Here is a 26,342-nt window from a genome sequence, read left to right on the forward strand (position 1 = left end):
GCCATGGCCAAGGTCACAGGCTTGGGCTGGACCACGCTCAGCGTGGACGACGCCAGCAACAGCCAGCAGGACATCCGCAACGACATCACCAACTTGCAGTGGGCGACCCCCAGGGCCGTGCAGGACGTCACCGGCATCGACAAGTCCGCCAACGAGCGCCTGCTGGTCCTCGCGGACTTCACGATCTCCATGACCGGCGTTTTCAACCCGGCCGCGAACCGCGAGCACGACGTCTTCAAGACCATCTCGTCGACGTCGGTGAACCGGCTGGTCACCAACGTGCAGAACGGCAAGACACTCAGCCCGACCGTCGTGCTCACCGACTACCAGCTGACCCGTGCCAACACCGGCGACCTCACATGGACGGTCCCCGGCTCGCTGGCCAACGGCGTCGTCCCCACCTGGTCCTAAGGAGACCCGCCCCACATGGGATTCGTACTCCAGCGCAAGCAGTTCAAGCTCACCTTCGGCGCCGGCACCGAGCTCGACGGCGCGAGCATCGTCATCGGCTCGTTCAGCATCGCCGAGGCGGAGACCCTCGATGCCTCGACCGACGACCCGTCGCAGATCAACGCGGTCGTCGACGCGAAGCTGCAGCTCGTCGCTGACCGGCTCGTGTCTTGGGACCTCGAAGACGAGCAGGGTCCGATCCCGACGACGCTCGAGGGGTTGAAGCGCCTCGACTTCGGTGTGGTGCTGCAGATCCAGCAGGCGTGGGCTGCGGCCGCGTCGGCGGTGGCTGCCCCTTTGCCGAGCGCCTCCAGCGGTGGCGAGACGCCGCAGCCGCTGGAGGTGTCCATCCCGACGGAGACGTTGCCGACAAGCCTCGAGAGCTTGCCCACGCCGAGTTCGTGATCGGCCTGTGTGACCGCTGGCACAAGCTGCCCAGCGAGGTGCTCGCCGAGGACGTGGGTGTGCTGCAGCTGCTGGAGATCGCCGCCCTCGGGCGGCTGGAGCAGAGTGAGGAGGTGATGTAGTGGCGAACCTGGTCGAGATCCTCATCACCGGCAAGAACATGTCCAAGGAGGCCTTCGCCGAGGCCAAGGCCGACGGTGTCTCGATGAAGGAGGCCATGCTGGGCGCCGGCGCCGTCGCGGGGGCGGCGCTCGTCGCGGTCGGCGTAGAGGCCGTGAAGATGGCCTCCAACTACCAGCTGGCCACCACTCGCCTCGTCACCTCGGCCAGCGAGCAGCGCTCCAACCTGAAGCTCGTCCAGGACGGCATGCTCGCCATGGCCGGGCAGGTCGGCATCGGCGCCCAGAAGCTCGCCGAAGCCATGTACTACGTCGAAGCCGCGGGCTATCACGGCGCCGACGGCCTGAAGGTGCTGCAGGCTGCGGCTGAGGGCGCGGTCACCGAGAACGCCGACGTCACGGACGTGTCCAAGGCGCTCACCGATGTGCTGGTGGACTACCACCTGAAGGCGTCGGCGGCCGCTGACGTGACGTCGAAGATGGTGGCTGCGATCAGCCATGGCAAGGTGAACTTGGAGGACTTCTCCAAGGCGTTCGCCTCGATCGTCCCCGCTGCCTCGGCGGCTGGCATCAGCTTCAACGATGTGGGCGCGGCGCTCGCGGAGATGACGAACCATGGTTTCACGGCGCAGCGTGCCTCCCAGAACTTGGCGCAGGCGCTGCGTAGCCTGCTGAACCCGACGACGCCGATGACGAAGGAGTTCGACAAGCTCGGCGGGTCGATGCAGACCTTGCACGACAAGCTCAACGGCCCGAACGGGCTGACCGACGCCATGAACTACGCGTCGACCATTGCCGAGCGCGCCGGGAAGGTCGGAACGCCCGCTTACGCGGCGGCCCTCAAGTTGCTGATGGGTACGGCGGCTGGCGCGAACGCGGCGTTGGCGACGACGGGCGAGAACAGTGCGGCGACGACGGCGACGATCCAGGCGATGGCGGGTGCGACCGCTGACGCGTCGGGGAAGGTCGCGGGCTTCGCGCTGGTGCAGAACACCTTCGGCCAGCAGGTGCGCCAGTTGGATGCGGGCTTCCAGTCGCTGATGATCGGCATCGGCATGAAGCTGCTGCCCGTGCTGACGAAGCTGATGATCTACATCGGCAACAACGGGTCGCCGGTGATGAAGACGCTCGGCGACATCGCCAAGCAGTACGTGGTTCCGGTGATGCAGCAGTGGTGGCAGATCCTCCAGAACCTGTACCCGGTCGCGGTGTCGATCTTTCAGGTGCTGGGTGGCACGGGCTATGCGTCGCTGGTCGCGGTATCGACGGTCCTCAAGGACGTGATCAACCCCGCACTGATCGCCTTCACCGGCTTCCTGAAGAACAACCAGGGCGTCGTGCAGGGCATCGTCGTCGGCTACCTCGCCTACAAGACCGCGGTACTCGGCATGGAAGGCGCGATCTTCCTGGTCGAGACGGCGACGAAGGCGTGGACGGCCGCGCAGTGGCTGCTGAACATCGCGATGGACGCCAACCCTGTCGGCATCACCATCGCAGCTGTCGGCGCGCTCGCCACGGGCATCTTCATCCTCTACAACAAGTCACTGCTGGCGCGCGAGATCATCGCCGAGTTCTGGTCCAACATGGGCGCCGCCGCATCACTCGGCGCGCACCTCGCCCTGGTGGCCATCCAGCAGATCCAGGACGCGGTCCTGGGGTTCTTCGAGTTCCAGGCCGACGCGGCAGTCAAGCTGTTCGGCTGGATTCCCGGTGTCGGCGGTCAGGTCAAGTCTGCCGACGCGTCGATTCACGCGTTCGCGGCCAGCCTGGACACGCAGATGCAGGGCGCGATCAACACGGTCGACAGCTTCAACAACAGTATGAAGATTGCCACGCAGACGAAGACGCTGACGATGCAGATCGGCGCGTGGACGCAGTCCCTGAACACGGCGAAAGCCCAGCTGGCGTCTGTACCGGCGTCGAAGCGCGCGGCTCTGCTGGCGAACATCGCAGACCTGACGGCGAAGATCGACGCCGCCAAGAGCGCGATCGACAGCCTGCACGGCAAGACCGTCACGATCTACTACAACGGCGTCGTCGAGGGCTACCAGGGCCCCGGGCACACCGTCACGGGCACGACAGGCTTCAACTACGCGGCGGGCGGCGTCGTCTCCGCCGCAGCCTCCGGTGGCGCGCGGTCGGGGATGGTCCTGGTGGGTGAGCAGGGCCCGGAGTTGGTGAAGCTCCCGACGGGCTCGTCCGTGACGCCCGCGGGTGGGACGCGCAGGATGCTCGCCGAAGCAGGCAGCGGGGGCGAGACGCGGATCGTGCTGGAGTTCACCGGCGGTGACGCCAACCTGCTGACGTGGCTGCGGAACACGGTCCGCATCCGTGGCGGCAACGTACAGACGGCTCTTGGACAGGGGTACTGACGGTGCATAGGTACAAGTGCTTCAACGCGGCGATGCCGACGACGGCGGCGATCGTGCCGGTCACGACGGGCACCACCATCAAGACGATGCTTCAGGTTGCGACGCCGTCCACGCGGCAGTGCCAGCTGATCTCGTGGGGGTACACGCTCTCGGCGGTGCCGGGGTCGGGGACGGCAACGATCGAGTTGATCCAGACGGACGTGGCCGCGACCGTGACCGCCCACAGTGCGTCGGGTGTGCAGCCGCTGGACCCGAACGCCCCCCCATCGCTGATGACGCTGGGCACATCGGCGACGGGCTACACCTCGACGAACGAGGGCACGCCGACAGCAGTGCGGACCTTCGACACGGACCAGATCTCCTCAACGGCCGGCGCGCAGCCGATCAACTACGACTACCAGTGGATGCCCGACGAGCGGCCGATCATCGCAGTGTCGAAGTTCCTGAGGGTGCGCGTCACGTTTGCGGCCGCAGTGAACATGCTCTGCTGGGTCTGCTGGGACGAGTAGGAGGAGGGGGTCATGACCGCTGTTGCAGCTCAGGCGATGGCGTGGCAGCGGCGCATGCACAACCGCCCGGGCCCGCTCGGTTCCGTCGTGGGCCCGACCGGCGGCAGCGGCGAGCAACCGACTGGCGGCCCGCAGGTCGAGATCTATGCGGGCGGCTGGATCGACATCAGCAGCTTCGTCCGCTACCAGCAGGGCATCCAGGTCACGCGCGGGCAGCCGGACGAGAACCAGAAGACCAACCCGGCCACCGCCAGCTTCCGCCTCGACAACCGCGACGGGCGCTTCAGCCCGCGGAATCCCTTGGGCCCGTACTACGGGATCATCGACCGCAACACGCCATGCCGCATCAGCGTGCAGTCCGGCAACACCAAGAGCTACCGGTTCTGGGGCGAGATCGCTTCGTGGCCGCAGGACTGGGACGGCACCGGCGCGGACGCATGGGTCGACGTACAGGCGGCTGGCATCCTGCGGCGCCTGGGCACCGGCCAAGCGCCCCTCCGCTCGGCGCCGTACGTCTACTGGGCCAACCCGATCCCGGGGCGTCAGGCGGTCGCGTACTGGCCCATGGAGGACGCCTCGGGGGCCACGCAGTTCGCTGCCGGGGTGTCCGGCGTGCAGCCGATGACGATCACGGGCGCGCCGTCGCTGGCCGGGTACTCGGGCATCACCGCCTCCGACCCGATCGCGTCGTTCACCACCGGCTCCGGCGCGTACGGCCGCATCCCCAACTACACGCCGCAGGTCAGTGCCGGAACCACGCTGAGCGGCCTCACCTGCTACGTGGCGGTCGCGTCCGGCGGCGAATCGTCCCAGACGCTGCTCTCTGTCGCGTCCACCGGCACGTTCACCTACGAGATCTATTACACCAGCGGCAGCGGCGGCCAGATTGGGGCGCGCGCCCGCGACGGTGCCGGTGTGGTGCAACTCGACACGGGTGTGGCGTCCCTCGCGGTCAACGGCGTCCCGATCGTTGTCGGTCTCGACGTCGAGCAGGCTGACGCGTCCAACGTGTTCATAGGGATCACCCTGCAGCCTGTGAATGGCACTCCTGGCAGCAGCAGCGTTTTCCTGGAGATCGAAGGGGCAACCTACACTGCTGGCCGGCTCATTTCGGTGAAGGTCAATCCGACGGGGGCGCTGACGGGGACGGCCATCGGTCACATCGCGGTGGCGGCCGAATCGTCCACCCTGGCGATCATCAACTACCAGGGCAGCCCGGGTGACTTGGCAGCGGTCCGATTCGGGAACCTGTGCGCGCTGGTGGGCATCAACTACCACATCGTCTGGAACTCCCCCTCGGGGGCGCTAGGCCCGAACATGGGGCCCATGCACTCTGGGGCGTTCCTGGACCTGCTGCAGGAGTGCGTCGACGCTGACGGCGGCATCATGTTCGAGCTCACCGACCGGCTGGGCCTGGGCTACCGTGTCCGCGACACCATCGAGAACCAGACGAGCGCGGTCCTCGCCCTCGACTACGCACAGGCCCAGCTCATGGACGTGCCCAAGCCCGTCGATGACGACACCTACACCCGGAACGACATCACCGTCACCCGCCTCAACGGCTCCTTCGCTCGCGCCGTCCAGACCAGCGGCACGCTCAACACGCAGGCGCCTCCGGCCGGGGTGGGCACCTACGCCACGTCGATCACGGTCAACGTGCAGTACGACGCGCAGACCGCCGACGAGGCCGGGCGGCGGCTTCACCTCGGCACGGTCGCCGAGCCGCGTTACCCGAGCGTCGGCGTGCAGCTGGCGCGGCCGGCCATCACCGGGTCGCCGGTGCTGCGGCCGGACGCGCTCGCGCTGATGCCCGGCGACCGCCTCTCGATCGCGAACCCGCCCACGTGGCTGCCGCCGGACACCATCAGCGCCCTCGTCATCGGTTACACCGAGACGTTCGATCAGTTCCTGCACCACATTCAGTGGAATACGACGCCGGAGTCCGGCTACCGGGTCGCGGTGTCGGATGACACGACGTTCGGGCACGCCGACACCGACGGCACGACCCTCGCCGCGCCTGTGACCGCGGCCGCTACGAGCCTGTCGCTGGCGACTACCAACTCGGCGTCGCCGACATGGACCACCAACCTGGCTGACTACCCCTTCGACCTCAGCCTCGGCGGCGAACGCGTCACCGCCGTCTCCCCGGGCACGAACCTCACCACCGACCCGCTCATGACCGCCGGCCTGACGAACTGGACCGCCAGCAACAGCACCGCGACCCCCGACGGCACCTACCAGTACGTCACCGGCTTCACCCCCATCATGATCACCCCAGGGGCGGGGCAGGCCTCCGGCGGCATCAACGCCCTCACCAAGACCGGCGTCGGCACCGTCACCCCTGCCGCCACCTACACCGTCGGCTGCTGGGTCTACAGCCCCCAGGGCTGGACCGACGCCCGCGTCTGCTTCGACGCCTACGACAACACCGGCGCCTTCCTCAGCTCAGTCCTCGGCAACCCGAGCACCGTCCCGGCCGGCGTGTGGACGTTCCTGACACAGGATCTGACCGCGCCCGCATCGACGTCGCAGGCGCTCCCCCGCTTCCGATGGGGGTCGACGCCCGGCAGCGGGGTGACGTTCTGGGCGTGGGACATCACGATGGTCGTCGACTCGACGGTGACCGCCAGCTCACCGCAGCCGCTCACGGTGATCCGGTCGGTGAACGGCGTAGTGAAGCCGCAGGCCCAAGGCACGGCGGTGTCCCTGTACCAGCCTGCAATCCTGACGATGTGAGGTAGACGATGACGGCGACGCAGTTCCCAGCGTGGGCGGCCGGGCAGAAGATCACCGCTGCCGGGCTCCTGCAGATGGAGCGTTTCTTCGCGTTCAAGCCCGGCGCGACCACCGTCACGTCCAGTACCACGCTCGCCGACGACCCCGACCTGCAGATTGTCCTGACCGGTACCGGGACGTTCCTCCTCGACGGACTCATCCTCTACTCCGGGGCAGCGACCGGCACCGGTGACCTGAAGATGCAGATGAACTACACCGGCACGATCAGCTCGTCGAACTGGACGCCGATGGGCGTCAACGTCACCTCGGCCACCGGGTCGGTGAACTTCTTCGGCCCCCAGTTCGCAAATCCGCAATCGGTGGGCTCGGACGGGTCGTCGATCACGATGGCGGCCAGGCTGGGCGGCTACCTGGTGACGTCGACGACGGGCACGTGCAAGCTGCAGTGGGCGCAGAACACGTCCTCGGCGACGTCTACCACGGTGCGCGCGGGGTCGTGGTTGACGCTCCAACAGGTGGCGTGACGTGACATGATCAGGGAATCTACATCTACACGTAGAACAGAGATGGAGGCGCGGATGGGCTGGCACGAGCATCCCGGCGTTCGCGCCGGCCGCGATCTGACCCGCGGCGAGCGCGCGGCCGACCTCATGCGCAACGGCATGGGCTCGTGGGCGTTCGTCGGCGGCTTCTGCCTGTTCATGGCCCTCTGGATGGGCGTCAACGCCCTGGCGGCGTTCGGTTGGGACCGCTACCCCTTCATCCTGCTGAACCTTGCCCTGTCGACGCTGGCGGGGCTGCAGGGGGCGATCCTGCTGATCGCGGCGAAGCGTGCCGACCAGATCAGCGCGGAGCTGGCGACGCACGACCACCAGCTGCTGATGCGTGTGTGCGAGCACCTGGGGGTCCCGACGACCGAGGGCGGTGAACGGTGAACCGGGCCGGCTGGATCGTCGCCGGGACGGCGTTGACCGCGCTCGACGTGTGGCTGTGCCTCTTCCGGATGAGCGACATGCTGGGGAATCTCGAGGCGCAGATGGTCATCATCCTGCCGGGGTTCGTCGTGTCCCACCTGGTCGCGGAGCGGCGCCACCGGCGCGCCGACGCGGCGGCGGAGCGGCGGCATGCCGAGATCCTCGCTGCGCACCAGCAGACCACCACCGCCCCCACCACGGAGGACTGATGGGCCAGCAGACCGGCATCGACATCGCGTGGGCGCGCCCCACGATCGCGCAGATCAAGGCCACGGGCGCAACCTGGGTGGCCCGCTACTTCTCGAGCGACGTGACGAAGAACCTCACCGCCACCGAGGTCACCGACTACGTCGCGGCGAACCTCGGCATCGTTACTGTCTGGGAGAACGCGGCGACTCGCGCGCTGCAGGGCTTCCAGGCCGGGGTCGACGACGCGAAGGCTGCCCGGGCGCAGCGGGCAAGCGTCGGCCTGCCCGATACGGTCCCGGTCCACTTCGCTGTCGACACCGACACGGGGTGGGGCCCAGTTGCCGCGTACTTCCAGGGTGTCTTCTCGGTGCTCGGCTTCGCCCAGACCGGGGCGTACGGCGGCCTCAAGGTGATCGAGGGCGCCCACGCCTACGGCATCCCCTACCTGTGGCAGACCGTGGCCTGGTCCGGTGGCCTGTGGGCCCCCTATGCGACGATCCGGCAGCCCGGCGGCATGACGCTGAACGGGGGCGCCGACTACGACACCGCGGAGACACCCGACTTCGGGCAGTACCCGCGCCCCACCCCGCCCAAGCCCCCCGCTCCGACCCTGCTGGAGGACGACATGCTCGCGTACCTGCCCCCGATCGCCGCCAACACCACCGTCGACGTGCCGGTCGAGCCCGCCGGCACCCAGGCCGCGCCGGGCGGCGGCGCGCGCAACGGCCCGATGTGGCTGTGCCTGACCGGCCAAGCGGCCGGGACGGTCTCGGTGGCGCTCCACCAGCGCGGCGCCTGGCAGACGGCCGCGTCGCACCCGGTCGGCCCGGACGCGGGGAAGCTCGTCATCACCCTGCCGACCGACGGGTCGGTGGACGTGGTGCGGCTGCAGCCGACGGTGGAGCTGCTCGGGTACGTGGTCGGGCGCCAGGTCTCATGAGCCGCCGCTTCTGGGAGGACCTGGCCGAGCGGGTCGCGACGACGTGGGCGTGCAGCTTCGTCGGGCTGCTCATCGCTGGCGGGCGGCACTGGCACACGATGCCGCACATCACCTCGGCGGCGGTGTCGGCGCTCGCCGCCGCGGCGATGACGGCCAAGGGGCTGATCTCCCGGAAGGTCGGCGACCCGAACTCGGCCGGGCTGATGCCCGCTGCGCCGAAGGGGTCGACCGGTGGCGGGCAGTGAGCTGGAGGAGCTGCGGCGGGCGATGGAGGTTGGCTTCGCGAAGCTCGACGGCCGGTTCGACGTGGTCGACGAGCGGCTGAAGGCGCTGGGGACGACTCAGGAGCGCCACGAGGAGGAGCTGGGTGCGGCGCGTGAGCGGCGTTGGCCGCTGCCGGTCCTTGGGGTGCTGGGGAGTCTCGGCGGTATCGCGTCGATCGCGGCGTGGGTGACGCCGCACAAGTAAGAGCTGCCGTCCCTGGGTGGGTGTGGGGCGCACCCAGGGACGGCGCAGTCTCAGCCTGGAAGGGCCTCGCGCGCCGCGCTGAGCGCGGCCAGCCACGGATAGTCCTTCGGCTTCCCCGTCCCCGGCGCGTTCGGCATGAAGCCGCCCTCCCCCAGCAGTACCCGCACTCCCGCGCCGCGCAGCCGCTCGATGCTCTGCGGGAACTGCGGGTGCGCGAGGAACGCCTGGTTCACGCACGGCACGGTCACTAGCGGGATACCCTTGCCGATCGCCTCGGCTGCGAACCCGACGATGAAAGCACGGGTGATCCCCTGCGCCCAGCAGTTCAGGGTGTTGAAGGTGGCCGGGGCGACCAAGGCCACGCTCGCAGCCGGCCACACGTCGGCTTCGCGCGGACGCCGGTAGCGGGACCGCACCGGGTGGCCAGTGCGCTGCTCCAGGCCGGGCAGGTCGTCCTCGAGCCAGTCCGCTGCGGTCGGTGTCAGGCCGACACACACGTCCCAGCCGTCCGCCTGGGCCTGCTCGACGACCGAAGCGATGTCGAGGACCGGCGGGGCCGCGGAGCCGAGGAGGTACAGCACGGGGGCGCTCATGTCGCCGAGCCAACCCCATGCGGGGCCGATCAAGCAAGCGCCCCCACCGCACGAGTGCTGGTGGGGGCGTTTGCCGTTCCCGCAACCCTGGCTGCGGGTACCGTTCCAGATGACTAGTCAGGAACGGAGACCAGTATGCCCTCCAACGACGTCGAGCACACCGGGAGACGCATCGCCCGCATTCGGAAGCTGCGCGGCTACACCCAGCGCGGACTCGCCGATCGCGCGCACGTCCACTACGGAACCATCTTCAAGATCGAGCAGGGTACGCGGCAGGCCAGCCCCGCAGTCCTTGCCGCGATCGCGCACGCCCTGTCCGTGCCCGTCGCAGAACTGTCCGGGCTGCCCTACATGGCCGAGCTACAGCAGGAGCACCTCGACGGGCTGATCCAGCCGATCCGCGAATCCCTCGACGTGTACGACCTTGGCGTCGACGACACCATCACACCGCGCTCCCTGGCCGACCTGGCCGACCAGGCAGACCGCATGTGCGAGCTCGTCCGCGCCACGAACCTGCGCACTGCCGCCGCAGAGCTCCCGGCCCTGATCCACGAGCTCACCACCGCGGCCCACGCCCAACCCAGCGACCGCGCATGGGCGGCACTCGCGTCGCTGTACCGGACCGCGTTCGACATCACCACGAAGCTGGGCTTCCACGACCTCGCCTCCATCGCCCTCGACCGTATGGCCTGGGCTGCCGAACGCGCCTCCGACCCCACCACCGCCGGGCTGCGACAGTATCTGCGCTCCCTCGCCTACCTTCGGGCGGGCCAGTACCGCACCGGGAAGCGCCTGGCCGACGTCGGCCAGAAGACCCTCTCGCTGGCCGCGCCGTCGCGGACTCGGGACGCGGTTGCCGGGCAACTGCACCTCGGTGCCGCGGTCCTCGCCGCTCGCTCCCGGGACGGTGGCACCGCGATCGGCCATATCGAGGAGGCACGCCGGTACGCCGACCTGACTGGGGAGGCCACGCGCGTCTTCTGGCTGTCGTTCGGGCCCACGAACGTGGCCGCGCACCACGTCTCGGTGCTGCTGGACCAGGACCAGTACGCGCAGGCCCTCACGGTAGCCAAGGGCATCCGGGTGCCGGACGACTGGCCGGCGTCGAGGGCGGCCCACCATCACGCGGAGATCGCGCGCGCGCAGCTGTGGACAGGCCGCGCCGACGCAGCGTTCAAGTCGCTGCTGGAGGCGAAGAGGCTGGCTCCGCAGCAGACGAAGTTCTCGCCGACGGTCCGGGAGACTGCGGCCGGGCTGCAGTCGGCGAAGCGCGCCACCCCGGACACCCTTGCCCACTTCGTCCACTGGCTCGGACTGCGCTAACCCACAGCTGGGTTAGTTGTTGCCTTCCCTCCGCGCCAACCTGTGACTAGAAGTTGCTGGTCACGAAGGGAAGGCGACGGCAATGCGTAGCGAGCAGCCGAACCGGCCGGCGTGGATGCCCCCAGACCGAACTGTCAGCGCGCTGCCCGCCGGCCGCTGGTGGGACGTGGTGGTGGTGCCTCAGCGCGCCGGCCTGGACGCTCTGGAGGTCCTCGACCGGGAGTCGGGGCATTGTCCGGGGCCGGTGATCTGGGATGTGGCGCCGAACAATCCGCGCCTGTACTTCCTGGTGCCGCTGGGGACTGCGGCGACGTGGCCGTCGGTGCGCGGCTGCGAGGCGCGCGGGGAGACGACGTACATCGGGGTGCCGGGGGCGACGACGATCGAGCCGCCTGGGGTGCACTGGTTGTGCCCGCCGGATCCGGATCGTCCGGGCGAGCTGGTGGATGCTGCGGCGCTTCGCGCGGCGCTGGAGCTGCTGGCGGTGGCCTCGTGAGCGGCGACATCGTCAGCCCGCCGCCACGGGAGCACGCCGATGCAGAGTTCCAGGAGCTGCTCCGCGTCGCTGAACGGGGCGGCCTGTTCCCCGAGGACTTCCGTCGCGCCGATGAGATCCGCCCCTACGTCTCGCCGGACCTCCTGCGGTGAGCCGGTCGGGGATGTGCTTGGGTGACGACCTGCCGACGCTTCACCGGCGCTGCCCAGGCCAGTTCACGCAGAGCGCCGGGGAGATGGAGCTGAGCCGGGAGCAGGCATGCTCCTGCGACTGCCACCGGGAGGGTACGGCCCTGTACCGGCTCATTCGCGGCCTGGGAGCAGCTCGGAAGAGCTGACACCAAGGGCGCGGGCGATGCGGGCGACCTGGTCGATGCTCACCGCGTAGACGCCGTTCTCAGCGCGGCTGACGGTCTTGTGGTCGATGCCGGCGCGCTCGGCGAGTTGAACCTGGCTCAGGCCGGCGGCTTGTCGGTGCTGGCGAATCAGCGCGCCTACGGCCCAGCGGTGTTGCTGGAGCCAGTGGGGGAGCGCGTCGTCGGGCACGCTCCTAACGCTGGAATGATCTTGCCTTCACGTCTTTACCACATGTGGTAAATCGGCCTACATTCGATCATGGGCGCCCTGAAAACGATCACGTGAACGGGGTACAAGGACTTCCGTCCGGTGGCGCTGGAGGGTGCCATCGCATGGGGAGGATCCGCCCGCGGGCCGCGCGGGCGGAGACATGGGGAGGGTCCCGGCGCGGAGGTGCGCCGGGACCCTCTCTTCTTCTACTCGGCGTGTAGTAGGGCCTGACCTTGGGATGGGGTCCGCTGACTGCTGGATTTCATGATCGTACGGACTAGTAGCGGACTCGAGAGACCGCCGATCATGCCCCGGCAGTGCCATCCGGAGCCCTGACCTGCAATTCCGGACATTCGTGAACCTTCTACCCATGTTCATCACGGGTTGATGATCACGAAACACTGCTTCGGCAACATGACGGCATGAAGCGCTCTCATTCCTCCCGGCCCCACCCGTCCTCCCGGCACCGCTGGCGCCGCGACACCGTCGAACTCTCCGCCGTCTTCGCCGCCGTGGCGGTCGCCGACCTCGTGGCGAACGTCGTGGTCCACGGTCACGACGGACCGGTGCTGCTGCTCGCCTCCGCGCTGGCACTGGTCGCCACGGCGGTGTGGCACAGCTGGTGGACCCATCGGCATACCCACGCCCCGCCAGGCACGATCACCTCGGCCTCGGACTCGTCCGCCGCCGCCTCCTCGTCCGCCGCCTCCGCCGCGGCCACCGCCGAGGCGGGCGCGGCCGAACGCCTGGCCGCGCCGACAGCCGCCACACCGCCGGAGGAGGTGGCCCTGTGGCGGCTGCGGGTGACGGTGACCGACGCCCCCGGCAGCCTCGCCGCGCTGTGCAGGGCGCTCGCCGACATCCCCGTCAACATCGTCTCCATGCAGGCGCACCCCCTCGCCGAGGAGACCGTCGACGAGTTCGTCGTCCGGGCGGCGCCGGCCCTGTCGCCGCAGGAGCTGAGCCGCGCGCTGGTCGCGGCGGGCGGCACCGAGGTCTGGCTGGAGCGCGCCGACGCGCACGACCTGGTCGACATCCCGACCCGGGTGCTCACCATGGCCACCCGCACCGCCCACGACGCGGCGGAACTGCCGCTGGCCCTGCGGCAGTTGTTCGGCCGCTGCCGGATCCGCTCGCTGCCCGGCGAGCGGATCGAGGAGGACGAGCTGAACGGCGCGGTGATGCGTCTGCGCGACCCGGCCGGGGGCGCCATCGAGGTGACGCGCGTTCAGCCCCCGTTCACTCCCACCGAGTTCGCCCGCGCACGGGCGCTGGTGGAGCTGGACGCGCAGCTCGGCCCGCGCGTCCCGGAGGACCGAGGCACGCTGCGGCTGAGCGGTGAGCGCACCGCGCACACCATGCGCGAGATCACCGTGCGCCGCGCGGAGCCGGCGGACCGGGTCGCCGCCGCGGCCATGCACGAGCGCTGCAGCTCGCGGACGCTGCGGCAGCGCTACCACGGCCCCGTCGGGGACGCCGACCGCTACCTCGGCCACCTCCTCGACCCCCGCCACGGCCAGACCCTCGCCGTCGAGGGCGAGGACGGCGCGATCGTCGCGCTGGCCCATCTGCTGTGGGACGAGGACGCCGCCGAGATCGCCGTCCTGGTCGAGGACGCCTGGCAGCGCCACGGCATCGGCGGCGCCCTGGTCCAGCGCCTGACCGAGCTGGCCCGGTCAGCCGGGGTGGACACCGTCTACGCGGTGACGACCGCGGCGAACACCGGCATGATCGCCACCCTGCGGCGCCTGGGCGTCCCGCTGGACTACCAGGTCGAGGAGGGCACGCTGCTGATCACCGCGCACCTCTCCCTCAGCCACACCGCTGCCGACCTGACGGTCACGCACGGCACATGAGTTCCCCGCGGCCCGCGCCGCGGGGAACGGCCACCGCCTCGTCCGCTACTCGACCGTGACGGACTTGGCCAGGTTGCGGGGCTTGTCCACGTCCCGCTCCAGCGCCACCGCCGCGTGGTAGGCGAGGAGCTGGAGCGGGATGCCGAGGAGGATCGGGTCGAGCTCCGGCTCGTTCTTCGGCACGAGGATGTAGTCCTCCGCGTACTTCGCGTCCGGGGCGCTGTGCCCGACCATCAGGACCCGCCCGTGGCGGGCGCGGATCTCGCCCATCGTGGTGAGGTTCTTCTCGAACAGCTCGTCGTCCGGGACCAGGGCCACGGTCGGGAGCTCGGGGCCGATCAGGGCCAGCGGGCCGTGCTTGAGCTCGCTGGCCGGGTAGGCCTCGGCGTGGACGTAGGAGATCTCCTTGAGCTTCTGCGCGCCCTCGCGCGCCACCGGATAGCCCCGGACGCGGCCGACGAACATCATCCCGGCGTTGCCCGCGTACTGCTCGGCGAGGCGGGCGATCGACTCCTCCTGCGCCAGGATCTCCCGGATCTGGCCCGGCAGCGCCTTCAGGCCCGCGCAGATGCGCCGGCCGTCCGCCGGGGAGAGGTCGTGGACGCGGCCGAAGTGCAGCGCGATCAGCGCGAAGGCGACGGCCGTCGAGGTGAACGCCTTGGTCGAGGCGACCGAGATCTCCGGGCCCGCGTGCAGGTAGACGCCGCCGTCGCACTCGCGCGCGATGGCGCTGCCGACGGTGTTGACCACACCGAGGACCCGCCCGCCCTTGCGCTTGATCTCCTGGACCGCCGCGAGGGTGTCGTAGGTCTCGCCGGACTGGCTGACCGCGATGTAGAGCGTGTCGGCCTCGATGACGGGGTTGCGGTAGCGGAACTCCGAGGCCGGCTCGGCGTGCGCGGGGATCCGGGCCAGCTCCTCGATCAGCTGGGCGCCGAGCTCTCCGCTGTAGTAGGCGGAGCCGCAGCCGAGGATCTTGACGCGGCGGAAGGCGCGCGCCTCGCGGGCGTCGAGGTTGAGGCCGCCCAGGTGGGCGGTGGCGAAGCGCTCGTCGACGCGGCCGGAGAGGGTCCGCTCGACGGCGGCCGGCTGCTCGCTGATCTCCTTGATCAGGAAGTGCGCGTGCCCGGCGGTGTCGTAGGAGGCCTCCTCCCAGTCCACGGTCGAGGGCTGCTTGGCGGTCATCCGGGCGTCCTGCGTGAAGGTGCTGAAGCCGTCCGCGCGGACCGTCGCCAGCTCGCCGTCGTCGAGGTGGACGACCTGGCGGGTGTAGCGGACGAGCGCCGAGACGTCGGAGGCGGCGAACATCTCCTTCTCGCCGATGCCCAGCACGATCGGGCTGCCGTTGCGGGCCACGACGATGCGGTCGGGGCGCTCGGCGTCCAGCACGGCGATGCCGTAGGTGCCCACCACACGGGAGAGCGCGGCGCGGACGGCGTCCTCCAGCTCGTCGGTGTCCTTGGCGTGGACGGCGATCAGGTGGGCGAGCACCTCGGTGTCGGTCTCGGAGGCGAAGACCACGCCCTCGCTCTCCAGCTTGGCCCGCAGCTCCTCGGCGTTCTCGATGATGCCGTTGTGCACGACCGCGAAGCGCTGCGCGGTGTCCAGGTGCGGGTGGGAGTTGGCGTCGCTCGGCTCGCCGTGGGTGGCCCAGCGCGTGTGGCCGATGCCCGTGGCCCCCTTGAAGCGGGCGGGCACGGCGGCGGCCAGGTCGGCGACGCGACCCTTCTTCTTCACGAGCTTGAGCCCGCCGGTCTTGCCCGTGACGGCGACGCCCGCCGAGTCGTAGCCGCGGTACTCCAGGCGGGCGAGGCCCTCCAGCAGGATGGGGGCCGCGTCCTTACCGCCGATGTAGGCCACGATTCCGCACATAGGTACCGACTCCTCGCTGTTCGCTTCCTTCGGTGGTCACCCGTAGACCAGGCGGCGCAGCTGACGCGCGGACAGCTCTGGGGCTGCCACGCGCCGCTGCCGCAGCTCCTGGCCGAGGCGGGTGAAGATCTGGTCGTTGGTCAGCCCGCGCGCCTGGAGCTCGCCGTGGCGGCGGCGCACGTACTCCTCGGTGCTCTCGCCGAAGTAGGCGAGCACGTCCGCGACGACGCGGGCGGCCTCGCCCGGCCGGAGCGCGGTGGTGCGGAGCAGGTGCTGCAACAGGTCGTCGTGAGGGTGGCTGGCCTGGGACACGAGGCACGACCTTACGCACGACTCGGACGGTTCACCAAGAATCCTGCCCGATTTCGGGCAGGATCGCGCGCTGACGGTGTCCGGATCAGCCGTTCGGGGTCGGCTTCCGCCCCCGGCCGCGTCGGACGCCGACGAACCAGACGCCGCCGCTGAGCAGCAGCACCAGCGCGCAGCCGGCCGGCACCCAGTTGCCGAACCGGTCGTAGAGCGTGCTGCCGGCGACCAGCGGCACGGTGTAGACGGTGGCCGCCGAGGCGCTCTTGTCGAGGCGCTGCCCCACCTGCCGGCCACTCGCGTCGTAGGCGACGCTGACGCCCGTCAGCGTCGACTGCACGACCGGGCGGCCGGACTCGGCGGCACGCAGCGCGGCGAGCGAGGCGTGCTGCTCGGGCGCCCAGGTGCCCTGGAAGGTGGGCGTGGCCGACTGGACCAGGATCACCTGGGCGCCGTCCCGCGCAAGGGCCCGGCTCATGTCGGGGAAGGCCGACTCGAAGCAGATCAGCGGCCCGACGCGCAGGGTGCCGCCGTCGTGGGTCGGCACGGTCATCACCACCGGGCTGTCGCCGCGCCGCCGGTCGACGGCGGCGGCCTTGGAGAAGTCGCTGACCCAGCCGAGCACCGGCCGCAGCGGTATGTACTCGCCGAACGGCACCAGGCGGATCTTGTCGTAGCGCTGCCCGGTCAGGCCCTGCGGGCCGACCAGGACCGAGCTCTTGTAGATGCCGCCCTTGCCCGGCCGCACCGCGTCCACGTTGACCAGCAGGTCCGCGCCGGTCGCGGCGGAGAGGCGGGCCAGGCTGGCGGCCAGGTCGGGGCGGGCGTCGAGGTCGAAGGAGACGCTGCTCTCGCCCCACAGGACGAGGTCGGGGTGCTGGGAGGTGAGTGTCGCGGTCAGCTGCGCACCCTTGACGGTGCGGTCGGAGACGGCGTCGTCGGCGACGCCCATGCCCGGCTGCACGACGCCGATCGCGGCCGTCCGGCCGGTGGCGTGCGGCACCGGCGCCCAGGCGGTGGCAGCCGCCGCCCCGGCGGCGAGGCCGAGCAGCGTCAGCCAGGCGACGGCGGAGCGGCCCCAGGCGGCCAGCAGCACGACGAGCGCGGTGTTGACCGCGACGATGAGCAGGCTGTCGAGCCAGACCCCGCCGACGGAGGCGAGCCGCAGCGCGAAGTGCTGCTGGTACTGGCTGGCGCCGAGCAGCCCCCACGGGCCGCCGAGGTACTGCCAGGAGCGAACCGTCTCGGTCACCAGCCAGCCCGCGGGCAGCAGCACCAGGGCCGCGAGCGCGCGGCCCACGTCGGGCGTGCCGTGCAGGAGGCGTCGCACCAGCCACCCCCACGGCGCCCACAGCGCCCCGAGGAACGCCGCCAGGACCACGATGGCCGGGCCGAGCGAGGGAATCAGCCAGCTCATGACGCCGATCAGGAAGCCGATCCCGCCCCACCAACCGAGCCAGGCGGCCCGGCGCGGCGTGGGTGCGGCGCGCAGCACCAGCAGCAGCGGCACCAGGCACACGTAGGCGAACCACCACAGCCCCGGCGCGGGAAAGATCAGCACCGGCAGCGCGCCGCAGAACGCGGCGAGCAGCGGCCCTGCCGCCCGCCGGGCGAGGCGTCGCAGCCGCCCGCCCCGGGCGGGCGACGCTCCCGCGTCACCCTGCTCGCCCATCGGCTGCCTCCCAGCGACGACGGTCACAGTGCCCCTCTCCCACAACCGACCGGTCGGACCACTCCAGTCTCCCTTGCGATCACGCGATGAGCACGTTGTTTGCCAGGGGCGGCCGGGGCGATGCACCCTGGACCGGACGGGAGGGTGACATGGCATCAGACAGTCCGCAACCCCGCAGGAGCCGTTCGCCGCAGTACCGCGCCGGCGTCCGCCGAGGCCCGAGGCCCAGCCGTGGGCGGCGCACCGCGATCGGCGCGGTGCTCGTCGCCACCTCGCCGCTGTGGCTGCTGATCGGGTATCCCCTGGAGCGCACCTGGGGCCGCCTGGACCGGCACCGCCCGCTGGGGTTCGAGGTGACCCGCCACCCCTTGGCGATCGCGCTCAGCGCGCCGATGCGCTTCGTCTCCGACCGCCTGCGCGGCCGCGGCCCCCGCAGGGGCCCGGACGCCGGCCCGGAGCCGTCCGGCGACCGCGAACCCCGCCGGCCCAGGCCGACTCCCCCGGGCGACTCCGTCTCCCTCAGCGAGCCCCGAAGCTGACGCTCCGCTCCCGCAAGTAGTTGCAACTCCCCAGGGGCGCGAGGGACTGCGCGACAAGCCACCGACGAGCAGACGGTCCCCAAAGCGCAGGGCCATCCGCACCGGGTGGTTGCTCGCGCCCGCGCGGCGGAGCCGCACATCGGTAGGGCCTCGCGCCCCTGGAGGTGATTGCAACTTCCCACCGTCCTAGAGTGTCCGCCATGACCAGCGACTTCCGGGCCGCCGCGCACGACGTGGCCGACATGATCGCCGACTATCTCGACGGGATGCCCGCCAGGGACGTGTGGACGCCGATGCCGGCGGACGTACGGAACGCGCTGCTGGAGCGGCCACTGCCCGAGGAGGGCACCGACCTCGGCACGCTCGTACGCGCCATCGAGACGGAGGTGCTGCCCTACCCGATGGGCAACGGCCACCCGCGTTTCTACGGCTGGGTCAACGCCGCGCCCGCGCCCGCGGGCATCCTCGGGGAGTTCGCCGCGGCCGCGGTGAACCCCAGCTCGGCCGGCGGCGACCACGCCGACGTGCACCTGGAGCGGGCCGTGGTCCGCTGGCTCGCCGAGCTGGTCGGCTTTCCGCACCCGGCCGGGGGCGGGCTGCTGACCTCCGGCGCCTCGATGGCGACGATCGTGGCACTCGCCGCCGCGCGGAACCGGGCCGCGGCGAACCTCGGGGTCAACGTGCGCGAGGACGGCCTCGTGGCGCTGCCGCCGCTGGTCGGCTACGTCAGCGCCGAGACGCACTCGTGCGTGCGCAAGGCCGCCGAGCTGCTCGGGCTCGGCAGCCGGCATCTGGTGACGGTGCCCTCCGACGCCGCCGGCCACCTCGACCCGCTCGCGCTGCGCGAGCGGATCCGCGCGGACCGCGTCGCCGGGCTCACGCCGTTCCTGGTCGTCGGCTCCGCGGGCACGGTCAACGCGGGCGTCGTGGACGACCTCGGCGCGCTCGCGGACCTGTGCGCCGAGGAGAAGCTCTGGCTCCACGTGGACGGCGCCTACGGCGCCCTCGGACGGCTGGACCCGGTCGCCGCGCCGCGCTACGCGGGCCTGGAGCGGGCGGACTCCCTGGCGCTGGACCCGCACAAGTGGCTGGGCGTGCCGGTGGACTGCGGCTGCCTGCTGGTCCGCGACGCCGAGCAGCTGCGCGGCACCTTCAGCCTGGTGCCGCCCTACCTGCGCGACGAGGCGGCGGGCGGCCTGGGCTGGTTCTCGGAGTACGGGATCGAGCAGACCCGCCCGTTCCGTTCGCTCAAGGTCTGGGCGACGCTCGCGGCGGCGGGCCGCGCAGGCGTGGTCCGCGACGTCTCCCGCTGCTGCACGCTCGCCCGCGAGCTCGGCCGGATGGTGACGGCCGCGCCGGACCTCGAGCTGCTCACCCCCGTCGAGACCTCCATCGTCGCCTTCCGCTGGGCTCCGGCCGACGCGGACGAGGAGACCCGCCACCGCGTCAACGCCACGCTCGGCGTCGCCGTCCAGGAACGTGGCCGCGCGTTCGTCACCGGCACGGTGCTGGGCGGCCGCGAGGCCGTGCGCGCCTGCCTGATCAACGCCGCGACGACCGAGGACGACCTGCGCGTCCTGCTCGACGAGGTCCGCGCGGCGGCGACGGGCCTGCGCTGACACGAGGCGAGGAGTCGGTCAGAGACGCGAGGCGAGGAGGCGGTCAGACCGGGTGGCGTCCGCGCAGCATGAACACGCAAGCGCCCCCGGCCAACCCCACCAGCATCAGCGCGACCGGGACGAAGGCCATGGCCGCCAGGCCGGCGCCGATGTTGGCGCCGATCACACCCGCCGTCATCACCCGTCCCACCAGCCCGGCGAGCACCCCCACCAGCACCAGCGGGCCGACCACCAGCAGCCAACCCGGCCGCACCCACCGCTCCACGAACGCGAGGACCAGCACGGCCAGCGCGGTCAGGCCCACCAGCGTCGCGCTCAGCCCCAGGGCGAGCGTGGTGCCGGGCCCCAGCCGCGGCGGCCGCACCGCGTAGTCCAGCTGCGTGTAGCCCTGCAGACTCAGGTCCCCCACCGCTTCCCAGGTCAGCACCGGTGAGGTGACGACCAGCGCCAGGCCGGCGACTGCGACCGGCCACGTTCTGCGTCCCGTCATGTCCGAATGATGACGACGGCTCAGCTCACGCGCCTGAGTACGGGTACTCAGGTGTCACTCCGTGGTGAACTCCGCCATCATCGCCATGTCCTCGTGCTCGAGGTTGTGGCAGTGCAGCAGGAACCGGCCCGCGTAGTCGGAGAAGCGGACCGCGACCTCCACGCCCTGCGCGGGCAGCACGTCGACGGTGTCCTTCCACCCCGCGTCGAACTCCCCGGGGTCCGCCGCGTTGCGGCCGACCACCTGGAACGGGTCCAGGTGCAGGTGCACGGGGTGGTGGAAGTCGGTGACGAACCGCCAGATCTCGATCTGCCCGAGCTTGGGCGAGGCCAGCGAGCGGCCCGGCTGGTAGTCCTGCCCGTTGATCGTCCAGTTCTGCTGGGACTTCTGGAAGACGAAGGTCCGGGTGGCGACGGCCTTGGCCGGGTCCAGCTTCTCGACGGTGGCGAGCCTGCCGCCGGGCACACGCGAGTCGTCGCTGACGAAGGCGCTGCCGACGTCGAAGCGCATCACCTCGGCCGTGCCGCCGCCACCGAGCCGGTTGACCAGCCGGACGCTGCTGCCGGCCGGGTAGCGGGAGAAGTCGACGACGACGTCGAACCGCTCGGCCGGGGCCAGTTCGATCCCGTCGTGCGCGACCGCGCGCTCCAGCAGCCCGCCGTCCGAGCCGACCTGCAGCAGGCCGCCGCCGCCCGGCGGCTGCGGGTCGAGCTCCAGCCGGTAGCGGCGGGCGTTGGAGGCGTTGAGGATGCGGAGCCGGTAGCGGGCACGGTCCACGGGCGCGAAGGGCCACGGCGCGCCGTTGACCAGGATCACGTCGCCCAGGACGCCGTTCATGTAGGGCGTGGTGACGCCGGGCCTGCCCTCGCCCGGGTCCAGGGCCGGGTAGGCGAAGGAGCCGTCGGCGGCGAAGGCCCGGTCCGCGATCATCAGCGGCAGCTCGCGGGCGCCCTGGGGCAGGCCGAGCGAGGCCTCCTCGTCGTCCCGGACCAGGTGGAACCCGGCCAGCCCCCGGTAGACCTGCGGGCCGGTGAATCCCATGGTGTGGTCGTGGTACCAGAGCGTCGCGGCCCGCTGGTTCATCGGGTAGTCGTAGACGCGCTCGGGCCTGACGTTCACCGACGGGCCCATCCCGGCCATGCCCGCCATGCCGCCGGCGCCCGGGCCGCCCGTTCCCCCGCCGAGTGGGGTGATCAGGTCCATCGGGTAGCCGTCGCTGTCGTGCGGGACGTGGCCGCCGTGCAGGTGGACGACGGTCGGGTGCGGCAGCTCGTTTCGGTGGGTGACCACGGTGCGGCGGCCCGAGCGCGACTCGATGGTGGGGCCGGGATACATCCCCTGGTAGCCCCAGACCTCGGTGTCGTGCCCCGGCACGATCCGGGCGAGGCCCGGACGCGCGGTGATCTCGTAGTAGTCGGTGGTGCCGTCGGTCCGCACCGGCGCGAGCACGGTGGGCAGCGGCAGAGGCACCGCGTAGCGCGCGGGCAGCGGCACCTGGCTGGCGAGCAGCAGGCCCGGCTGACCGCCCGGGATCAGCGCGCCGAGCGCGGGCAGTCCGACCGCGACCGCTCCGGCCCCGGCGACGCCCGCGGCGCCCACCCCGAGGAACTTGCGCCGGCTCCAGGCGTTCGCACCGCTCATGCCTGCACCTCGACGGCGACGGGCTCGGCTGCGGCGGGCTCGGCGGCTTCGGGCGCGGCGGCTTCGGGCTTGAACCGGAAGACGTCGGCGACGAACTTCTCGGCCATCACGAAGATGCCGACCCCGAGCGGGATGTGCAGGATCAGCACCCGGCTGAAGCCGAGGCTGATCTGCGCGACGCAGCACACCAGCAGGACCAGGTACCGCACGGCGAAGAGGCTGGGCCCGCCGCCGAGGCGCCAGAGCAGCAGCGCGGCGCCGACGGAGAGCAGCACGGCCGTGGAAAGGATCATCGCGGCCATCATGTGGGCGTCGAGCAGGGGGTAGAACCCCTGCAGGAACCCGCCGGCCAGAAACGGCTGCGTCGCGGCGAGGAGCGCGACGAGCGCGGCGGTGACTCTCAGCGTGACCAACGGCCAGCGCGGACGGGCAGGGTGGAGCGGCATGGCGAATCCCCCAGAGACGATTTTCGTATCTGGAGAGATAGTCTCATATGAGATTGTCTCGCGCACCCCTATACTGGAGCCAATGAACGAGAATCCCGCCCCACGGCGCGCCTCCCTGGGCCTGGTCCTGCGACACGCCCACCTGAGGGCCGCCCAGCTCTTCACCGAGGAACTGCGGCCGCTCGGTCTGGAGAACCACCACGCCGGCGTCCTCCTGCACATCGGCCTGCTCGAAATGCAGACACAACGTCAGCTCGTGGACAGCATGGGCGTGGACAAGTCGGCGATGGTCCGCACGCTCGACGCCCTCGAGGCACGCGGCCTCGTGCGCCGCGAGGCGCACCCGACCGACCGCCGGGCCCATGCCGTCGTCCTGACGCCCGCGGGCCAGGAGCTGCTCGCCCAGGTCGAGGCGGCCGCGGAGCGCACGGACGCGCGCGCGACGTCGTGCTTCACGCCGGAGGAGCGGGAGCTCTTCCACGACCTGGCCGCCAAGTTCGTACGCGGGTGACCCCAGGGGCGCGCGCCCCTGAGGTGAGCGGGACTACCTCACGTGCGAGGAGCGATCCGCGGCGTCCGCCGCGCCCCCGCGGCCGACCAGCCCACGCGGGTTCTCCGCGAACTCCGCGAGGCGCGCGCCCATGGAGCGCAGTCGCATGGGGCCGACCGCCCCCATGATCATCGGGACGAGGTACCGCTGCGGCTGCATCCCCCGCAGCCACGCCTGGGCGTAGACGTGGGCCGAACGACGCGCGATGCCGTCGGCGATCCGGTCCACCGCCGGGCCCAGCGGGTACGTGCGGCTCAGCGGCCACGGCAGGGCCGCCCGCATGTCGCGCATGACCGGGTCCTCGTCCGCGCCGCGGACCATGTCGGTGTCCGTCCAGCTCAGGTAGCCGACGCCGACCTTGACGCCCTTCAGGGCCAGCTCCGGACGGATCGAGTGGGCGAAGGCCTCCACCCCGCTCTTGCTCGCGCAGTACGCGCTCATCAGCGGCGCGGGGGTGATCGCCGCGAGCGAGGCGATCTGCAGGAAGTACCCGCGGGAGACCGCGAGCGACGGCAGGAAGGCCCACGCCGTGTTCGCGCTGCCGACCAGGTTGACCTCGATGACGCGGGTCCACACCTCCGGGTCGGAGTCGACGAACGGCGCGCCCGTCGCGATGCCCGCGTTGGCGACCACCACGTCGATCCGCCCGTAGCGCTCGACGATCTCCGCCGCGACCGCGCGCAGCGCGTCCCGGTCGGTGACGTTGGCCTCCCACCAGCCGGCCTCGGGGCCGCACTCCTGGGCAACCTCCTTCAACTGCTCCCGCTCCAGCCCGACCAGGGCGACCTTCGCGCCCCGCGCGGCCAGCACCCGCGCCAACTGCGCGCCGACGCCGCGCGCCGCGCCGGTGATGACAGCGACCTGCCCGGCCATGCTCTGCTTGCTCGACATGTCGATCTATCTCCCTCGGACGTTCAGGCGTTGACGGGCTGGGCGACGGGCGCCTGGATCAGGTCGTACTCGTGCAGGTCCACGCTGCGCGTCTCGCGGCGGAAGTGCGCAGTGGTGCCGGGCCACAGGGTGGTGTTGTTGCCCTTGGCGTCCAGGTACCAGCTGCGGCAGCCGCCGGTGCTCCAGACGGTCCTGGCCATCCGCCGCTGCACCTCGTCGTTCCAGCGCAGTTGCGCGGAGGCGGTCACGTCCAGGGCCACCGCGCCGCTCGCGTCGAGCTTGCGCAGGTAGTCCGCCAGGTAGTTGAGCTGCGACTCGATCATCAGGACCATGGAGCTGTTCCCGAGGCCGGTGTTCGGTCCGATGATCAGCAGCAGGTTCGGGAAGCCGCGCACGGTCGTGCCGCGCAGTCCGGCCATGCCGTCCTCCCACTCCTCGGCCAGCGTGCGACCGCCCGCGCCGACGATGTGGTCGGCGACCGGCAGGTCGGTGACGTGGAAGCCGGTGGAGAAGACGATCACGTCGGCCTCGTGCTCGGTGCCGTCGGAGGCGACGAGCGTGCTGCCCTTGATCTCCTTCAGCCCCGCCGCGACCACGTCGACGTTCGGCTGGGCGAGCGCCGGATAGTAGGCGTTGGACAGCAGCACGCGCTTGCAGCCGAACCGGTAGTCGGGTGTCAGCTTGGCCCGCAGCGCCGGGTCCTTGACGCCCCGCTTGAGGTTGGCCAGTGCGAGCGCCTCCGCGGCGCGCAGCAGGGCGGGGCGCTTCACGAACGCGCCGACCTGGTACTCGCGGACCAGCCACAGGGCGCCACGCAGCGCCTTCTGGGTGGCGGGGACGTGCCGGTACAGAAAGCGCTCGGCGGCGGTGATGTCGCGGTCCATGCGGTTCATCACCCACGGCGGGGTGCGCTGGAACAGCGTCAGCCTGCCGACCTCGGGCTGGATGGACGGCACGATCTGGATCGCGGAGGCGCCGGTGCCGATCACGGCGACGCGCTTGCCGGCCAGGTCGTGGTCGTGCTTCCACTGCGCGGAGTGGAAGATCTCGCCGGGGAAGTCGGCGATGCCGGGGGCGTCCGGGATCGACGGGTCGGACAGCGGGCCGGTCGCGGCCACCAGCACCTGGGCGCTGTAGCGGCCCTGCTCGGTCTCGATCTCCCAGCGGGCGGTCTCCTCGTCCCAGCGCGCGCCGGTGACCATGTGCCGGAAGCGCAGGTGGCCGCGCAGTTCGAAGCGGTCGGCGACGCGCTCCAGGTAGGCCCGGATCTCCGGCTGGCCGGAGAAGGTGCGCGGCCAGTCGGGGTTGGGCGCGAAGGAGAACGAGTACAGGTGGGACGGCACGTCGCAGGCGCAGCCCGGGTAGCTGTTGTCGCGCCAGGTACCGCCGACGCTGTCGCCGCGCTCCAGGACGACGAAGTCGGTCTCACCCTCCTGGCGCAACCGGACCGCGGCACCGAGGCCGCCGAAGCCCGAGCCGATGATCGCGACCTTGACGTGCTGGACCGCCGCGCTGCTCCCCATGCCGTTCCCCTTCCCTCCGGACTATGCCAGTAATCAGTGGCGCAATCGAGAGAGTAAGGGAAGCGCCCCGCCCCGGGAAGGCTTCGGACGGTGGAAGTTACGCGCCAGTACGCGTGGGGCCCGGACGCGTCAGCCCGGTCAGCAGGCACTCCAGCACCTCACCGGCCTCCTTGCGCGCCGTCTCGTGGTCCTCGGCACGGGCGATGTAGAGACTCGCCTCGGAGATGAGCGCGGCGAGCATCCGGGTCAGCGGGGCCACCGGCATCGGCGAGATGCCGCCCTCGTCGATGGCCCTGGTCAGCTCCTCGGCCAGCAGCACGTAGCCGTGCTGCTCCACCAGCGCGTCCCAGGCGCTGTGGCCGAGCACCGCCGGCCCCTCGACCAGCACGATCCGCTGGAAGTCCGGATCATTGCAGGCGTCGAGAAACGACTGGAAGCCGTGCCGCAGCAGGGTCCAGGCGTCACCCGACTCGCTCTCGGCACGCGCGGTCTCCTGCTCGACCAGCCGCTCGGCCATCTCCTGGGCGCACTCGCCCATGACGGAACGGAACAGGTCGGCCTTGTCCTTGAAGTGGTGGTACAGCGCCCCTCGGGTGACCTGCGCCGCCGCGACGATGTCCTCCGTCCCGGTCGCGGTGTACCCGCGCTCGGCGAAGAGGGTGCGCGCCGCGCGCACCAGCGCACGCCGCGTGTCGGCGGTGTGCTCCGCGCGCCGACTCCGCAACGAACGCGTCGATCGCGTCGATCGGGGTGCTGTCATACCTGCATCCTGTTCCATACAGACTGTATGTTAGAAG

General features: G+C 71.1%; 30 protein-coding genes. 19 read left to right on the forward strand and 11 right to left on the reverse strand.

Annotation, left to right across the window (positions count from 1 at the left end):
• The first annotated feature begins 3 nt into the window (after positions 1 to 3).
• From ABH931_RS30585 to ABH931_RS30640, 12 genes are read left to right on the forward strand one after another with little or no spacing between them, the layout of a single operon-like run.
• Positions 4 to 411, forward strand: coding sequence for a hypothetical protein (locus ABH931_RS30585; protein WP_370120353.1), 408 nt, complete (start codon positions 4 to 6; stop codon positions 409 to 411).
• Between the two features lie 15 nt (positions 412 to 426).
• A complete protein-coding gene (locus ABH931_RS30590; protein ID WP_370120356.1) occupies positions 427 to 855 on the forward strand; it encodes a hypothetical protein in 429 nt (142 codons plus the stop codon).
• Entirely contained in the window at positions 852 to 977 is a 126-nt protein-coding gene (locus ABH931_RS30595; protein WP_370120358.1) for a hypothetical protein, read from the forward strand. Before ABH931_RS30590 ends, ABH931_RS30595 begins: the two co-directional genes overlap by 4 nt.
• Positions 977 to 3,346: a phage tail tape measure protein gene (locus ABH931_RS30600; protein ID WP_370120361.1), complete on the forward strand. Its 2,370-nt coding sequence runs from the start codon at positions 977 to 979 to the stop codon at positions 3,344 to 3,346. The genes ABH931_RS30595 and ABH931_RS30600 overlap by 1 nt, the downstream gene beginning before the upstream one ends.
• 32 nt (positions 3,347 to 3,378) lie before the next feature.
• Positions 3,379 to 3,855, forward strand: coding sequence for a hypothetical protein (locus ABH931_RS30605; protein WP_370120364.1), 477 nt, complete (start codon positions 3,379 to 3,381; stop codon positions 3,853 to 3,855).
• A 12-nt stretch (positions 3,856 to 3,867) separates the two neighbouring features.
• Complete coding sequence (locus ABH931_RS30610; protein WP_370120367.1) at positions 3,868 to 6,591, forward strand: hypothetical protein; 2,724 nt, start codon at positions 3,868 to 3,870, stop codon at positions 6,589 to 6,591.
• Positions 6,592 to 6,599: 8 nt separating this feature from the next.
• The gene (locus ABH931_RS30615; RefSeq protein WP_370120370.1) at positions 6,600 to 7,115 is read left to right on the forward strand and encodes a hypothetical protein; all 516 of its coding nucleotides are present in this window, start codon (positions 6,600 to 6,602) and stop codon (positions 7,113 to 7,115) included.
• Positions 7,116 to 7,169: 54 nt separating this feature from the next.
• On the forward strand, positions 7,170 to 7,526 hold the full coding sequence (locus ABH931_RS30620) for a DUF1003 domain-containing protein (protein WP_370120373.1): 357 nt from the start codon (positions 7,170 to 7,172) through the stop codon (positions 7,524 to 7,526).
• A complete protein-coding gene (locus ABH931_RS30625) occupies positions 7,523 to 7,774 on the forward strand; it encodes a hypothetical protein (RefSeq protein ID WP_370120376.1) in 252 nt (83 codons plus the stop codon). Before ABH931_RS30620 ends, ABH931_RS30625 begins: the two co-directional genes overlap by 4 nt.
• Entirely contained in the window at positions 7,774 to 8,694 is a 921-nt protein-coding gene (locus ABH931_RS30630; RefSeq protein ID WP_370120379.1) for a glycoside hydrolase domain-containing protein, read from the forward strand. The genes ABH931_RS30625 and ABH931_RS30630 overlap by 1 nt, the downstream gene beginning before the upstream one ends.
• Positions 8,691 to 8,939, forward strand: a complete 249-nt coding sequence (locus ABH931_RS30635) for a hypothetical protein (RefSeq protein ID WP_370120381.1) — start codon at positions 8,691 to 8,693, stop codon at positions 8,937 to 8,939. Before ABH931_RS30630 ends, ABH931_RS30635 begins: the two co-directional genes overlap by 4 nt.
• Positions 8,926 to 9,162, forward strand: coding sequence for a hypothetical protein (locus tag ABH931_RS30640; protein ID WP_370120384.1), 237 nt, complete (start codon positions 8,926 to 8,928; stop codon positions 9,160 to 9,162). The genes ABH931_RS30635 and ABH931_RS30640 overlap by 14 nt, the downstream gene beginning before the upstream one ends.
• A gap of 50 nt (positions 9,163 to 9,212) precedes the next feature.
• On the opposite strand, the gene ABH931_RS30645 is transcribed toward ABH931_RS30640, so the two are convergent.
• Entirely contained in the window at positions 9,213 to 9,755 is a 543-nt protein-coding gene (locus tag ABH931_RS30645; protein WP_370120387.1) for a flavoprotein, read from the reverse strand.
• A 135-nt stretch (positions 9,756 to 9,890) separates the two neighbouring features.
• Here ABH931_RS30645 and ABH931_RS30650 point away from each other — a divergent pair, with 135 nt between their 5' ends.
• From ABH931_RS30650 to ABH931_RS30660, 3 genes are all read left to right on the forward strand, one after another.
• The gene (locus ABH931_RS30650) at positions 9,891 to 11,078 is read left to right on the forward strand and encodes a helix-turn-helix domain-containing protein (RefSeq protein ID WP_370120389.1); all 1,188 of its coding nucleotides are present in this window, start codon (positions 9,891 to 9,893) and stop codon (positions 11,076 to 11,078) included.
• Between the two features lie 82 nt (positions 11,079 to 11,160).
• Positions 11,161 to 11,574, forward strand: coding sequence for a hypothetical protein (locus ABH931_RS30655; protein WP_370120392.1), 414 nt, complete (start codon positions 11,161 to 11,163; stop codon positions 11,572 to 11,574).
• The gene (locus ABH931_RS30660; RefSeq protein WP_370120394.1) at positions 11,571 to 11,726 is read left to right on the forward strand and encodes a hypothetical protein; all 156 of its coding nucleotides are present in this window, start codon (positions 11,571 to 11,573) and stop codon (positions 11,724 to 11,726) included. The genes ABH931_RS30655 and ABH931_RS30660 overlap by 4 nt, the downstream gene beginning before the upstream one ends.
• Positions 11,727 to 11,876: 150 nt before the next feature.
• Here ABH931_RS30660 and ABH931_RS30665 read toward each other — a convergent pair whose 3' ends face one another.
• Positions 11,877 to 12,119 carry a helix-turn-helix domain-containing protein gene (locus tag ABH931_RS30665; protein WP_370120397.1) on the reverse strand — a complete coding sequence of 81 codons (243 nt, stop codon included), beginning with the start codon at positions 12,117 to 12,119 and terminating at the stop codon, positions 11,877 to 11,879.
• A gap of 443 nt (positions 12,120 to 12,562) precedes the next feature.
• Between ABH931_RS30665 and ABH931_RS30670 the strand changes: the two genes are divergently transcribed.
• Positions 12,563 to 13,996: a GNAT family N-acetyltransferase gene (locus ABH931_RS30670; protein ID WP_370120399.1), complete on the forward strand. Its 1,434-nt coding sequence runs from the start codon at positions 12,563 to 12,565 to the stop codon at positions 13,994 to 13,996.
• A 45-nt stretch (positions 13,997 to 14,041) separates the two neighbouring features.
• On the opposite strand, the gene glmS is transcribed toward ABH931_RS30670, so the two are convergent.
• From glmS to lnt, 3 genes are all read right to left on the reverse strand, one after another.
• On the reverse strand, positions 14,042 to 15,868 hold the full coding sequence (gene glmS, locus ABH931_RS30675; RefSeq protein WP_370120402.1) for a glutamine--fructose-6-phosphate transaminase (isomerizing): 1,827 nt from the start codon (positions 15,866 to 15,868) through the stop codon (positions 14,042 to 14,044).
• A gap of 36 nt (positions 15,869 to 15,904) precedes the next feature.
• Positions 15,905 to 16,180, reverse strand: coding sequence for a hypothetical protein (locus ABH931_RS30680; RefSeq protein ID WP_370120405.1), 276 nt, complete (start codon positions 16,178 to 16,180; stop codon positions 15,905 to 15,907).
• Between the two features lie 85 nt (positions 16,181 to 16,265).
• The gene (lnt, locus tag ABH931_RS30685) at positions 16,266 to 17,846 is read right to left on the reverse strand and encodes an apolipoprotein N-acyltransferase (protein WP_370120408.1); all 1,581 of its coding nucleotides are present in this window, start codon (positions 17,844 to 17,846) and stop codon (positions 16,266 to 16,268) included.
• Between the two features lie 149 nt (positions 17,847 to 17,995).
• Here lnt and ABH931_RS30690 point away from each other — a divergent pair, with 149 nt between their 5' ends.
• Complete coding sequence (locus ABH931_RS30690) at positions 17,996 to 18,385, forward strand: hypothetical protein (RefSeq protein ID WP_370120411.1); 390 nt, start codon at positions 17,996 to 17,998, stop codon at positions 18,383 to 18,385.
• Positions 18,386 to 18,585: 200 nt separating this feature from the next.
• Entirely contained in the window at positions 18,586 to 20,004 is a 1,419-nt protein-coding gene (locus tag ABH931_RS30695; RefSeq protein WP_370120414.1) for an aspartate aminotransferase family protein, read from the forward strand.
• Between the two features lie 43 nt (positions 20,005 to 20,047).
• Here the strand turns inward: ABH931_RS30695 and ABH931_RS30700 are convergent, their stop codons facing one another.
• The 3 genes from ABH931_RS30700 to ABH931_RS30710 are packed head-to-tail and all read right to left on the reverse strand — an operon-like array spanning position 20,048 to position 22,581.
• On the reverse strand, positions 20,048 to 20,494 hold the full coding sequence (locus ABH931_RS30700; RefSeq protein ID WP_370120417.1) for a hypothetical protein: 447 nt from the start codon (positions 20,492 to 20,494) through the stop codon (positions 20,048 to 20,050).
• 54 nt (positions 20,495 to 20,548) lie between these two features.
• Positions 20,549 to 22,135 (reverse strand): multicopper oxidase family protein, encoded by a 1,587-nt coding sequence (locus ABH931_RS30705; RefSeq protein ID WP_370120420.1) that lies wholly within the window; start codon positions 22,133 to 22,135, stop codon positions 20,549 to 20,551.
• On the reverse strand, positions 22,132 to 22,581 hold the full coding sequence (locus ABH931_RS30710) for a hypothetical protein (RefSeq protein ID WP_370120423.1): 450 nt from the start codon (positions 22,579 to 22,581) through the stop codon (positions 22,132 to 22,134). Before ABH931_RS30710 ends, ABH931_RS30705 begins: the two co-directional genes overlap by 4 nt.
• An 82-nt stretch (positions 22,582 to 22,663) precedes the next feature.
• Here ABH931_RS30710 and ABH931_RS30715 point away from each other — a divergent pair, with 82 nt between their 5' ends.
• Complete coding sequence (locus ABH931_RS30715) at positions 22,664 to 23,092, forward strand: MarR family winged helix-turn-helix transcriptional regulator (protein WP_370120425.1); 429 nt, start codon at positions 22,664 to 22,666, stop codon at positions 23,090 to 23,092.
• Between the two features lie 33 nt (positions 23,093 to 23,125).
• Here ABH931_RS30715 and ABH931_RS30720 read toward each other — a convergent pair whose 3' ends face one another.
• From ABH931_RS30720 to ABH931_RS30730, 3 genes are all read right to left on the reverse strand, one after another.
• A complete protein-coding gene (locus ABH931_RS30720) occupies positions 23,126 to 24,022 on the reverse strand; it encodes an SDR family oxidoreductase (RefSeq protein WP_370120428.1) in 897 nt (298 codons plus the stop codon).
• A gap of 23 nt (positions 24,023 to 24,045) precedes the next feature.
• Complete coding sequence (locus ABH931_RS30725) at positions 24,046 to 25,545, reverse strand: flavin-containing monooxygenase (RefSeq protein WP_370120431.1); 1,500 nt, start codon at positions 25,543 to 25,545, stop codon at positions 24,046 to 24,048.
• Between the two features lie 97 nt (positions 25,546 to 25,642).
• Positions 25,643 to 26,305, reverse strand: a complete 663-nt coding sequence (locus ABH931_RS30730; RefSeq protein ID WP_370120434.1) for a TetR/AcrR family transcriptional regulator — start codon at positions 26,303 to 26,305, stop codon at positions 25,643 to 25,645.
• Between the last annotated feature and the right edge of the window lie 37 nt (positions 26,306 to 26,342).

Source organism: Streptacidiphilus sp. MAP12-33 (assembly GCF_041261265.1).
In the GTDB taxonomy this organism is placed as follows: domain Bacteria; phylum Actinomycetota; class Actinomycetes; order Streptomycetales; family Streptomycetaceae; genus Streptacidiphilus.

Excerpts from the sequence above, each read along its gene's own strand:
- ABH931_RS30585 (WP_370120353.1), top strand. The coding sequence starts at position 4 with ATGGCCAAGGTCACAGGCTTGGGCTGGACCACGCTCAGCGTGGACGAC.
- ABH931_RS30590 (WP_370120356.1), top strand. The coding sequence starts at position 427 with ATGGGATTCGTACTCCAGCGCAAGCAGTTCAAGCTCACCTTCGGCGCC.
- ABH931_RS30605 (WP_370120364.1), top strand. The coding sequence starts at position 3,379 with ATGCCGACGACGGCGGCGATCGTGCCGGTCACGACGGGCACCACCATC.
- ABH931_RS30610 (WP_370120367.1), top strand. The coding sequence starts at position 3,868 with ATGACCGCTGTTGCAGCTCAGGCGATGGCGTGGCAGCGGCGCATGCAC.
- ABH931_RS30615 (WP_370120370.1), top strand. The coding sequence starts at position 6,600 with ATGACGGCGACGCAGTTCCCAGCGTGGGCGGCCGGGCAGAAGATCACC.
- ABH931_RS30620 (WP_370120373.1), top strand. The coding sequence starts at position 7,170 with ATGGGCTGGCACGAGCATCCCGGCGTTCGCGCCGGCCGCGATCTGACC.
- ABH931_RS30630 (WP_370120379.1), top strand. The coding sequence starts at position 7,774 with ATGGGCCAGCAGACCGGCATCGACATCGCGTGGGCGCGCCCCACGATC.
- ABH931_RS30635 (WP_370120381.1), top strand. The coding sequence starts at position 8,691 with ATGAGCCGCCGCTTCTGGGAGGACCTGGCCGAGCGGGTCGCGACGACG.
- ABH931_RS30645 (WP_370120387.1), bottom strand. The coding sequence starts at position 9,755 with ATGAGCGCCCCCGTGCTGTACCTCCTCGGCTCCGCGGCCCCGCCGGTC.
- ABH931_RS30650 (WP_370120389.1), top strand. The coding sequence starts at position 9,891 with ATGCCCTCCAACGACGTCGAGCACACCGGGAGACGCATCGCCCGCATT.
- ABH931_RS30655 (WP_370120392.1), top strand. The coding sequence starts at position 11,161 with ATGCGTAGCGAGCAGCCGAACCGGCCGGCGTGGATGCCCCCAGACCGA.
- ABH931_RS30670 (WP_370120399.1), top strand. The coding sequence starts at position 12,563 with ATGAAGCGCTCTCATTCCTCCCGGCCCCACCCGTCCTCCCGGCACCGC.
- glmS (WP_370120402.1), bottom strand. The coding sequence starts at position 15,868 with ATGTGCGGAATCGTGGCCTACATCGGCGGTAAGGACGCGGCCCCCATC.
- lnt (WP_370120408.1), bottom strand. The coding sequence starts at position 17,846 with ATGGGCGAGCAGGGTGACGCGGGAGCGTCGCCCGCCCGGGGCGGGCGG.
- ABH931_RS30690 (WP_370120411.1), top strand. The coding sequence starts at position 17,996 with ATGGCATCAGACAGTCCGCAACCCCGCAGGAGCCGTTCGCCGCAGTAC.
- ABH931_RS30695 (WP_370120414.1), top strand. The coding sequence starts at position 18,586 with ATGACCAGCGACTTCCGGGCCGCCGCGCACGACGTGGCCGACATGATC.
- ABH931_RS30700 (WP_370120417.1), bottom strand. The coding sequence starts at position 20,494 with ATGACGGGACGCAGAACGTGGCCGGTCGCAGTCGCCGGCCTGGCGCTG.
- ABH931_RS30705 (WP_370120420.1), bottom strand. The coding sequence starts at position 22,135 with ATGAGCGGTGCGAACGCCTGGAGCCGGCGCAAGTTCCTCGGGGTGGGC.
- ABH931_RS30710 (WP_370120423.1), bottom strand. The coding sequence starts at position 22,581 with ATGCCGCTCCACCCTGCCCGTCCGCGCTGGCCGTTGGTCACGCTGAGA.
- ABH931_RS30715 (WP_370120425.1), top strand. The coding sequence starts at position 22,664 with ATGAACGAGAATCCCGCCCCACGGCGCGCCTCCCTGGGCCTGGTCCTG.
- ABH931_RS30720 (WP_370120428.1), bottom strand. The coding sequence starts at position 24,022 with ATGTCGAGCAAGCAGAGCATGGCCGGGCAGGTCGCTGTCATCACCGGC.
- ABH931_RS30725 (WP_370120431.1), bottom strand. The coding sequence starts at position 25,545 with ATGGGGAGCAGCGCGGCGGTCCAGCACGTCAAGGTCGCGATCATCGGC.
- ABH931_RS30730 (WP_370120434.1), bottom strand. The coding sequence starts at position 26,305 with ATGACAGCACCCCGATCGACGCGATCGACGCGTTCGTTGCGGAGTCGG.